Source organism: Brotonthovivens ammoniilytica, assembly GCF_025566885.1.
Lineage (GTDB): Bacteria > Bacillota > Clostridia > Lachnospirales > Lachnospiraceae > Brotonthovivens > Brotonthovivens ammoniilytica.
This window is the reverse complement of record NZ_JAOQJQ010000005.1, coordinates 133,105-142,378: the sequence shown is the minus strand read 5'-3', so window position 1 is coordinate 142,378 and position 9,274 is coordinate 133,105. Positions and strand designations below refer to the sequence as shown.

General features: G+C 40.9%; 10 protein-coding genes. 7 read left to right on the top strand and 3 right to left on the bottom strand.

The window, feature by feature from the left end; all coding sequences use genetic code 11:
- The first annotated feature begins 190 nt into the window (after positions 1-190).
- The 7 genes from murI (at position 191) to OCV88_RS12285 (ending at position 7,308) form a co-directional block, all read left to right on the top strand.
- The gene (murI, locus tag OCV88_RS12315; RefSeq protein ID WP_158425746.1) at positions 191-1,021 is read left to right on the top strand and encodes a glutamate racemase; all 831 of its coding nucleotides are present in this window, start codon (positions 191-193) and stop codon (positions 1,019-1,021) included.
- Positions 1,022-1,023: 2 nt separating this feature from the next.
- Entirely contained in the window at positions 1,024-1,470 is a 447-nt protein-coding gene (locus OCV88_RS12310) for a YwiB family protein (protein WP_158425745.1), read from the top strand.
- Positions 1,471-1,537: 67 nt separating this feature from the next.
- The gene (locus OCV88_RS12305) at positions 1,538-2,251 is read left to right on the top strand and encodes a LytR/AlgR family response regulator transcription factor (protein ID WP_158425744.1); all 714 of its coding nucleotides are present in this window, start codon (positions 1,538-1,540) and stop codon (positions 2,249-2,251) included.
- Positions 2,248-3,543, top strand: a complete 1,296-nt coding sequence (locus OCV88_RS12300; protein ID WP_262591251.1) for an ATP-binding protein — start codon at positions 2,248-2,250, stop codon at positions 3,541-3,543. The genes OCV88_RS12305 and OCV88_RS12300 overlap by 4 nt, the downstream gene beginning before the upstream one ends.
- 213 nt (positions 3,544-3,756) lie before the next feature.
- Positions 3,757-4,422, top strand: coding sequence for an ABC transporter ATP-binding protein (locus OCV88_RS12295; protein ID WP_158425743.1), 666 nt, complete (start codon positions 3,757-3,759; stop codon positions 4,420-4,422).
- A gap of 13 nt (positions 4,423-4,435) precedes the next feature.
- Positions 4,436-6,844, top strand: coding sequence for an ABC transporter permease (locus OCV88_RS12290; protein WP_158425742.1), 2,409 nt, complete (start codon positions 4,436-4,438; stop codon positions 6,842-6,844).
- Positions 6,844-7,308 (top strand): hypothetical protein, encoded by a 465-nt coding sequence (locus OCV88_RS12285; RefSeq protein WP_158425741.1) that lies wholly within the window; start codon positions 6,844-6,846, stop codon positions 7,306-7,308. Before OCV88_RS12290 ends, OCV88_RS12285 begins: the two co-directional genes overlap by 1 nt.
- 124 nt (positions 7,309-7,432) lie before the next feature.
- Here the strand turns inward: OCV88_RS12285 and OCV88_RS12280 are convergent, their stop codons facing one another.
- The 3 genes from OCV88_RS12280 to OCV88_RS12270 all read right to left on the bottom strand — a co-directional run.
- Positions 7,433-8,626 carry a site-specific integrase gene (locus tag OCV88_RS12280; RefSeq protein ID WP_010775275.1) on the bottom strand — a complete coding sequence of 398 codons (1,194 nt, stop codon included), beginning with the start codon at positions 8,624-8,626 and terminating at the stop codon, positions 7,433-7,435.
- 78 nt (positions 8,627-8,704) lie between these two features.
- The gene (locus OCV88_RS12275) at positions 8,705-8,908 is read right to left on the bottom strand and encodes an excisionase (protein WP_002610247.1); all 204 of its coding nucleotides are present in this window, start codon (positions 8,906-8,908) and stop codon (positions 8,705-8,707) included.
- A partial coding sequence (locus OCV88_RS12270; protein ID WP_158425877.1) for a replication initiation factor domain-containing protein occupies positions 8,908-9,274 on the bottom strand: 367 nt, incomplete at its 5' end. The genes OCV88_RS12270 and OCV88_RS12275, both read right to left, overlap by 1 nt.

The following is a 9,274-nucleotide window of genomic DNA, read 5'->3' as shown; positions in this document are numbered from 1 at the left end:
CAGAGCTGACCCGAATCGCGCACCAAGTCTCGCGAGAGCGAGACTTGAATTGAACAGAAGTAAACTGTTATAGAGAAAATATATGAAGTGCCGGGGAAGACTGCTCCGGCACTTGATTAATTTATTAGAAGCAGTTAAAATAACAGTTGCAGTTTGAAGGGCTGTGCCCTGTGAAAGGAAAGAAATTAATATGACTAAGATAGAGCAGGCATATGCACCCATCGGCGTCTTTGATTCGGGTGTGGGAGGGCTGACAGTAGCCAGAGAAATTATGCGACAGCTTCCAAATGAAAGAATTGTATATTTTGGAGATACGGCACGGGTGCCATATGGCAATAAGTCAAAAGAGACAATTATCCGTTTTTCCAGACAGATTATCCGTTTTTTAAAGGCAAAAGGAGTCAAAGCCCTGGTGGTGGCCTGCAATACGGCAAGTGCGCTGGCGCTGGAGGAAATACAGCCAAAACTAGACCTGCCGATTATCGGAGTGTTAAAGCCCGGGGCAAAAGCGGCCGCTGAGGCTACAAAAAACGGTAAAATCGGTGTGATAGCTACAGAAGGAACCATAGCCAGCCAGCTTTACACAAAAGTAATTCAGACCCATGCTCCAAGGGCGCAGGTGTTTGGGAAAGCGTGTCCGCTGTTTGTTTCCCTTGTAGAAGAAGGGTGGTCAAATGACCCGGTGACGCTGCAGGTAGCCCACCGGTATCTGGAGCCGCTGACAGAATCCGGGATAGACACGCTGATTTTAGGGTGTACGCATTATCCGCTGCTTACCGGGATTATCCGGCAGGTAACAGGGGATAAAGTGACACTGATTAATCCTGCTTATGAAACAACAAGAGGATTACATAAAATGCTGAAAGAACACGGTCTTTTAAATGACGGGGCGTATCTGCCGGAGGGGGATGTTCATCAGTTTTATGTCAGTGATGCGGCAGATAAATTTAAAAAACTTGCCAATTATATTCTGCCGTACGATATTGACACCACACAGCTGATACATATTGAGGAGTATTAAACATGACAAAAGATGTACTGATTTCCATCAGCGGGCTGCAGCTGGCGGACGAAACCGGCTCAGAGCCCATTGAAATTATTACTTCCGGAGAATATTATCTGAAGAACGGAAAACATTATATTCTCTTTGATGAAGTAATGGAAGGGTTTCAGGGAATTACAAAGAACAGGATAAAGATATATAATAATTATCTGGACATTCAGAAAAAAGGCGTTTCCAATGTACATATGGTATTCGAGAAAAATAAAAAAAATATCGGATATTATGAGACGCCATTTGGAAATCTTCTGATTGGAATACATGCCAGCCGTTTTGATGTGGAAGAGACGGAGCATGATATTAATGTGAAAGTAAATTATGCGCTGGATATCAATGACGAACCGCTGGCGGACTGTAAGATCAGAATAAATATTAAATCAAAAGAGACAGGAGAATTTCTGCTTCAGTAATAAGAAAAGAACCGGGCAGGGGAGGGCTGTAGAAAAAAGTTATCATCCTGCAGCCAGAGGTGTTTTTATGTTCCATATAGTACTATGTGATGATGAAAAAGAGTTGATGGTTGAATTAAAAGAGCTGCTGCATACATACGAAGCACAAAACGGCGCTGAATTTTGTATTTCAGAGTTTTGTGACGGCAGTGAGCTGCTGCAAAACTATCAGTCCGATTTTGATTTGATTTTTATGGATATTCAGATGGAAAAGATGAACGGACTAAAGACAGCCGAAGAGATACGGAAAAGGGATGATTCTGTGGGGCTGTTTTTTCTCACATCACTGCCCCAGTATGTGTTTAAAGGCTATGAATACAGAGCCGTTAATTATCTGTTAAAGCCCCTGAAATACGGGCGGCTTAAAATGGAGCTGGACCGTTTTTTTGCCGGTTATCAGGGGAAGGATGAGCCGTATATTTCCTTCTCTAATGACACAGGCAGGTATAAGGTGCTGTATAAAAATTTACGTTATGCGGAAACCTGCAAGCGGAATGTGCTGCTGCATTTTGAAGAGCAGGAACAGCTGATCTATAAGAATATGAAAGAAATATCAGCCCTTTTGGAATCACACAGGAAGTTTACCCGCTGTCATGCAAGCTTTCTTGTGAATATGGCTTATGTAAAAAGTGTAGAAAATCTGGAAGCAGTTCTTACTACGGGAGAGCGTATCCCAATCAGCCAGCCGAAACGAAAGGATTTTATGGGAAAACTGGCGGAATATTGGGGTGATATGCTATGATGTGGGTTTATCAATGTTTGGATATTATTTCTACACTATTGGAAGTGTTTTGCCTGTATGTGATCAGCCTGTGCTTGTGCAAAGAGCCTCGTTTTTCGCCGGCAGTCAGTAAATTTATTCCGCCGGCAGTAATGATGGTTTTGACCGCCGCCTTAACTTGGTTTACTGCGCTTGGGGCCTTTAAAATGCCTATCATCTTTCTATTCGCTGTTGCAATTTTGAAAATATGCTACAAAGATTCCATATTGCAAAGCATTACTGCTGCGGAAATATGGTTTGTTGTTGTCGCCTATCTGACGGAAGCAATCTCTCCTATTATCGCAACTTGGTTATACGGAAACAATCAAACAGTTTTAGTGGATGGTCAACTTTTTGCAAGATGGGAAATTTATGCTATTGGTATTGCTGCACATTTGATTGAAATCAGTGTAGTCTATCTACTGATTAAAAATTTTAAATATAAGATACAGATAAAAGACAGCGTTATTTTAACTTTGATTTCTCTGATTGCTTTTGTAATTACTTTTCTTTCGGTTTTCAATTTTTTGAATTTCGGAAAAGCATTAGATTTGATATTGTATATTGGCAGCATCATATTATCTGCTGCTTTTATGATTATTTTTACGTATGCTAAGAATGCGATATATCTGCGTGAGCAGGATCAGCAAAACAAAATACAGCTTGCACAGCTTCAGCAGCAGTTTGCCTATTATCAAAACAAACAGAAAGATGAAGAAAAAATACGCTCCATCTACCACGATATGAAAAATCATCTTCTTGTGCTTGAGAGCAGTCAGGGTACTGACGCTGTCCGAAATATGGCAAAACAGCTCAGAACGCAGATTGCCGGCTATGAGGACTATATCCATACAGGCAGCAGCTTCCTTGATGTTATCATTAAAGATAAAGCTGAAAAAATGCGTGAAAAGCAAATTGATTTTTCAGTTAGTATAGATTTTGACGGTGTAGATTTTATCCAGCCGTTAGATGTCAGCACCTTATTTGGCAATGGAATTGACAATGCGATGGAAGCCAGTGAAAAGCTGCCAAAGGAACAGCGGGTTGTGCTTGTTAAGGCGGGAAAAGTGCAGAGCTTTGTTTCTGTTTTGATAGAAAACAACTGCATTGATGAAGGATTAAAAGCTTTTTTATGTACCACAAAAACGGATGATTTTCTCCATGGCTTTGGTATTTCCAATATGGAAAAAGCTGCTGAAAAGTACGGTGGCACCTGTACTGTAAAACAGGAAAACGGTACATTCACTTTGAAAATTTTAATTCCGATTCCTTAAATGGAATACTGTTTATAAAGCCTGTTTCGGTTAAACGAAGCAGGTTTTTTTTCTCTATAGGAAATCCTGCCGTGGCAGGATTCTTTTTTACTGTACATTTTTAGATATTGCGGCGTAGATGTTAGATTCTGCGTCTGCTGTTGTTGTTTTCTTTTCCGGCAGTAAGATAAAAGTATCAGTTATGATGCTGTGAAATGAAGGAGGAAAACAGATATGACAATATTAAATGCATCTCATTTGAAAAAGTACTATGGAAAGGATGAAAGTCTTGTCAGGGCACTGGATGATGTGAATGTATCCGTTGAGAATGGACAGTTTGTGGCAATTATCGGTACATCCGGCAGCGGTAAATCCACACTCTTAAATATGCTGGGGGGCTTGGATGTTCCAACCTCCGGTGGTGTGCAGATTGAGAACAACCGTATTGAAAAAATGAGTGAGGAGCAGCTCACTGTATTCAGAAGAAAGCGTATCGGTTTTATTTTTCAGAACTATAACCTGATTCCTTATCTGACTGTTTACGAAAATATTGTATTGCCTGTGCGTCTGGACGGAAAAAGAGAGGACAAAAAATTTTTACTGGAAATTGTACATTTCTTAGAGCTGGACGGGAAACTTTCTAATTATCCAAGCCATTTATCAGGAGGGCAGCAGCAAAGAGCAGCCATCGCAAGAGCGCTGGTGTCAAAGCCTGCCATTATTCTTGCCGACGAACCCACAGGAAATCTTGACAGCCTTACCAGTGACAAGGTTATTGCTCTTTTAAAAATGACCAGTGAAAAATTTAACCAGACCATTGTTATGATTACCCATAACCCTGAAATCGCACAGAAGGCCGATGTAAGAATCCGTATTGAAGATGGTAAAATTCACGTATAAGGGGGGAGTGACAATGAACAGCAAAAAAATAAGCAGACAAATGATTTCCAGGATGTCAAGACAGAGTCTGAAAAAAAGCCGTATGAGAAACGTGTTTGTGATGGTTACGATTGTGCTGGCATCGGCACTCTTAATGGCCATTATGATGTTTGCCGCCGGGCAGAGAGAAGGGAATAACAGACAGCTTTCCCATGCGCAGCAGGTGGGCTATTACAACCTGACAGATAGACAGGTAAAAGCTTTAAAAGCCGATGAACGGATTGCTTATCAGATTCAGGTCAAGACGGGTACGCTTTCAGAGATGGACGGTTTTGACGTAATGCCTTATTATGTCAGTGAGCTGTCGGATGAAATCCGTATCGGTGAACTAGAAAGCGGGAGAATACCCCGGAAGAAAAATGAGATTGCCCTGCAGGCAGGGATGCTGAAAAAAATGGGGATTCCTGCCAGGGCAGGCAGTCTGGTGACACTGAATTTTTATGACGGTAATTCTGAAACCTTTACGGTGTCAGGAATTTTAAAAGGAGGAGAAACAGCAAAGCAATTTGCTGTATTTTTTTCCAAGGATTATGCAGTCAGCGGCAGCCAGCTAAAGGATATGCCCTATGAGGTTTATGCAAAGCTATATGGTGCAACAAAGATGCGCGCTAAGGACTGCCAAGAGGCCATGTATCTTATCGGAAGCCAGGCGGGAATTGAGAGAAAATATATCAGCCCGTCAAAGGCTTTTCTGGATTCTTTATCCGTTGACTCACAGAAGGTAATGCTGTACGGTATGGCAGGAGCTGTCATTCTGCTTGCCTGTATTCTTGTTATTTACGGTGTATTTTATCTGTCTGTGATTGGTAAAGTGCATCAGTTCGGCCAGCTTCGCACCATCGGAATGACCAGTAAACAAATGAAAAGGTTTGTATTACGGGAGGGCGGCAGACTGTTTTTATATGCCTCTCCTATTGGTATTTTAATTGGCGGCATTGCGGGATACTTGATTTTTCCATCAGGCTTCAGCATGGTAAATACGCTGCTTATTGCTTTCGGCGTATTTGCAGTTGTTTATCTGATTACAATGATTTCCGTTTTAAAGCCTGCAAAAAAAGCAGCGTCCGTATCGCCGATGGAAGCGCTGCGTTATGTACCCCAGAAGGCCACGAAAAAGAAAGCGAATAAGAACATGTGCCGCAGCCTTACGACCTTTGGTCTGGGTACCATGAACTTCTCTAAGAACAGGAAAAAAGCAGCCATTACCATGCTCTCCCTTGCTTTGGGCGGCATACTGTTTATGACCGCAGCAGCCTATATATCATCCTTTGATAAAGGAAGTTATGCAAGACAGGGATTATTTAAGGATGCAGAATTTAATATACAGTATTCTTCATCAGCAATTGAGCTAAATGAAAATGGTATGAGTGATTTGCAGGCGAAAGCACCTCTTAATGATGAAATGATACAGGAGATTTCAGCCATAGACGGGGTGAAAAAGGTGTCTGAAATCAAGAACTTTGGTATAAAATTTGATTTCCCGATACACGATGAATATGACAACAATGACAGCATTTATCCTCTGACTGAGAAGGAAACAGAAGACATCGGAAAATATGTGGCAGAAGGAACTGCCGATTATGATAAGCTCATCAGCGGCGATTATGTTCTTGTTTCCGATAATACCAATGTAGAAGAAATCTACGGCTGGAAATTTAATGTGGGGGATAAAATTACGCTGCATTATTATGACGGAGAGAAGATGGCAGAAAAAGAGGCTGCTGTTCTGGGCATCCTGAATCATGAGTATACTCTTGATAATGACCGTTTAGAGGGCTGGTTTTTAATGCCGGAGCAGGCGGTTTTGAACCTGGTTTCTTATGACAGTCTAAATTCAAATTTATTGGTATCGGTGGAACCTGAAAAAGAAGCTGCTGTGGGTGAAGTTTTAAATCAAATAATTGGAGAAAAGCCGGAATTAACCCTTGAAACTCTTGCAGACAGACGGGCTGCCTATGAAGTAACTGCAAATCAGCTGTTTGGTGCAATCAGTGGTCTTGCTATTTTTATTATGATGTTCAGTATTTTAAGTATGATGAATACGCTGATTACCAATATCATCACAAGAAAACAGGAGCTTGCAATGCTTGAATCCATTGGTATGTCAAAAAAACAAATCAGGAAAATGCTGCTATTTGAAAGCCTGCTGTTAGTTTTTGCCACTGTTGGTGTCACATTGACCATCGGAACATTGTGTGGATATGCCCTTTGCAAAGTGGTTTACAATATGGGGGCATTTTATATGGATTTTCAGTTTCCAATGGTATTTGCTGCTGCTTATGCAGGCGTATTAATTATCGTACCTTTGCTTATCACGATTATTTCTATGAAAAGTTTTTCTAAGGAAGCACTTGTGGAACGGCTCAGAGGGGCGGAGTGCTGATGAATGAATATGTAATAAGAATTACAGGAGAGTATGATATGATTGTACTTACTCCCCAAATAATTGAAGCACTGATGCAGAAAATTTATAACTCTCATATAAAAGAGCTGGTGGTCCCTGCAGGGGAAATTCTGACCCGGGGCTACATGGAATATCTTGCCCGTATCTTTTTGGCAAATCCTGAAATAAACAAGTCAAAGACTAAGATACAGGCAGCTTATGATATGATTGCAGACCAGATAGATAAACTGAAAATAGATACGGAAAAGTGTTTTGATCAGGTGAGTTTTACAGGGGAGACAAAAGACGGGTATTTTAACGTAAATACCAATGAAATGTTTTATATGCTGATTAAGCAGAAAAAACCTGCTCTTTCGTATTCTTACAAAGGCTTAAACGGAAAAAATATAAAGATTATATCAAATTATATATGTCTTTTTGACTATCTTTTTATATCTTCTTAAATGTCCGCAAAGCCTTATTTTATCGGCTCTACGGGCATTTTGCTTTTGTGGTAAACCTCACATATCTAGGTCTATCTTCTTATATTTTCGCTATCAATCGTGGTTAAAATCGTGGTAAATACTTCTATGCAATTAGACGCTGAACCTCTGATTTTGCGGTATCTATGGACGCATGAGCGTACCAGTTCATTGTGATACTAATGTTTGAATGTCCCATGATATACTGTAAATCTTTTGGGTTCATGTTCTTGCTTGCCAGCCTTGTGCAGAATGTATGGCGTAGCGTATGCGGTGTGATATGTGGCAAGGGGTTGTCCTTATGGTGCTTGTTGTATTTCTTTACCATACGGACAAATAAAGTGCTGTAATCAATCGCAACTTTTGGCTTGCCTTTCTGATTGACAAATAGGAAGTTGCTCCGTCCGTCTATCACAAATGGTTTTGCCTTTGGGCGTTTCTTTATCACTCGTTGAAATGCTTGTATCGTTTCCTTGCTTAATGGCACTTGCCTTGTTCCACTCTTTGTCTTAGGCGTTTCAATATAATAACCTTGTTCCTTACTCTTTAGTAACTGGTGGTCGATAACTACAACCTCATGGATAAAATCAACGTCCATGATTGTCAGTCCGCACAGTTCCGAGATACGAAGTCCAGTTTTCAACAGTATCAGCACATCATCATAATACTTATGATACACGTTATCTGTTTTAATGAATGACAATAAGGCTTGTTCTTGTCCCTCTGTCAATGCCACTTTCTCTTTGGTATCATTTTCTAGGACTTCACTCAACTTGAAATCAAAAGGGTTCTTCCTTACACAATCGTCTTGTATGGCGATATAGAATGACGCTTTTAACGAGCGTTTATGGTTGTTAATGGTGTTATAGGAAAAGCCTTTGTCTTTCATGCGTAACGCCCATTCTTTAGCGTCAGAGGGTTTTATCGTATCAATGCTCCTAGCACCTAACTTGTCCTCTTTCAATAACCGCATGAGTTGTTCCCGTTGTTTTATTGTGCTTTTCTTCACATTTGCCCTCTGTGCGTTCTGTTTGGCGTAGAGTTGGCAAAGCGTCATTTTCTTGCCTGTGCTGTCGATACCGTCCTCAATATCCCGTCTTATCTGCTGTTCCAGTTCTCGAAGTGAGGGTTTTTCCCGTTTTCCCTTTGGTGTCGGGTCTGTGGGTGTCAATCTCCAAGCGTACACATATTTTGTGTTTCCAAATGCGTCTACATATTTATATAAGTATTTTCCGTCTGTTCGTTGGCTCTCTCCAGTATGCAGGATACGTCCTTTGCTATCCCGTCTTTTTTCTTTCATGATGTCTGCTCCTTTCCTTGTTGGAAAGAGCCTTGATATGACTTGTGTTCATCATAACACATACAAGGCTCATTTGCATTAGATTGCGTCCAATTTGTCAATGACCTTTTCAAATTGTCGGCGTTTAATCTGTATGCGGTTGCCATTCATAATGAGCCAGCCAGCGTCCTTGTTTTCCTCTGCCAATCGTCTTAACTTGTTTTCTCCGATACGGAAATACTTTGACGCTTCTTCAATGGTAAGGGTGTATTTTTCCCATACAGGAATATCGTTGTTATTCATCAGATACCCCCTTTCCCATGTTTCGTGTCATACTGGATATAGGGGATAAGGTCGGTGCGGTCTATCCTCTGTAAGTGGGCGGTTAGTTTACTGGAAAGGGAATTGCTGTATCTTGCCTTATCAAGCATAGTTCCCACTTTTTCCAGTCCACCTAATGCGTCATGTTCTTCCAAGAAGTAAAAACTTTTCACAGCGGAAATCACGCCACCCTCTGTGAGCCATTGCTGTGTTTCTTCAAGAGAATTATGTAGTTTCGGTACTTGCAGTTTTAAGACTTCCACAGCCCCTAAAAAGCGTTCCCAAAACCGACACGTTTTCCATCTGCTCTTATTACTTTCATTTCTGTTTGGCACGACAAAGCGTAGG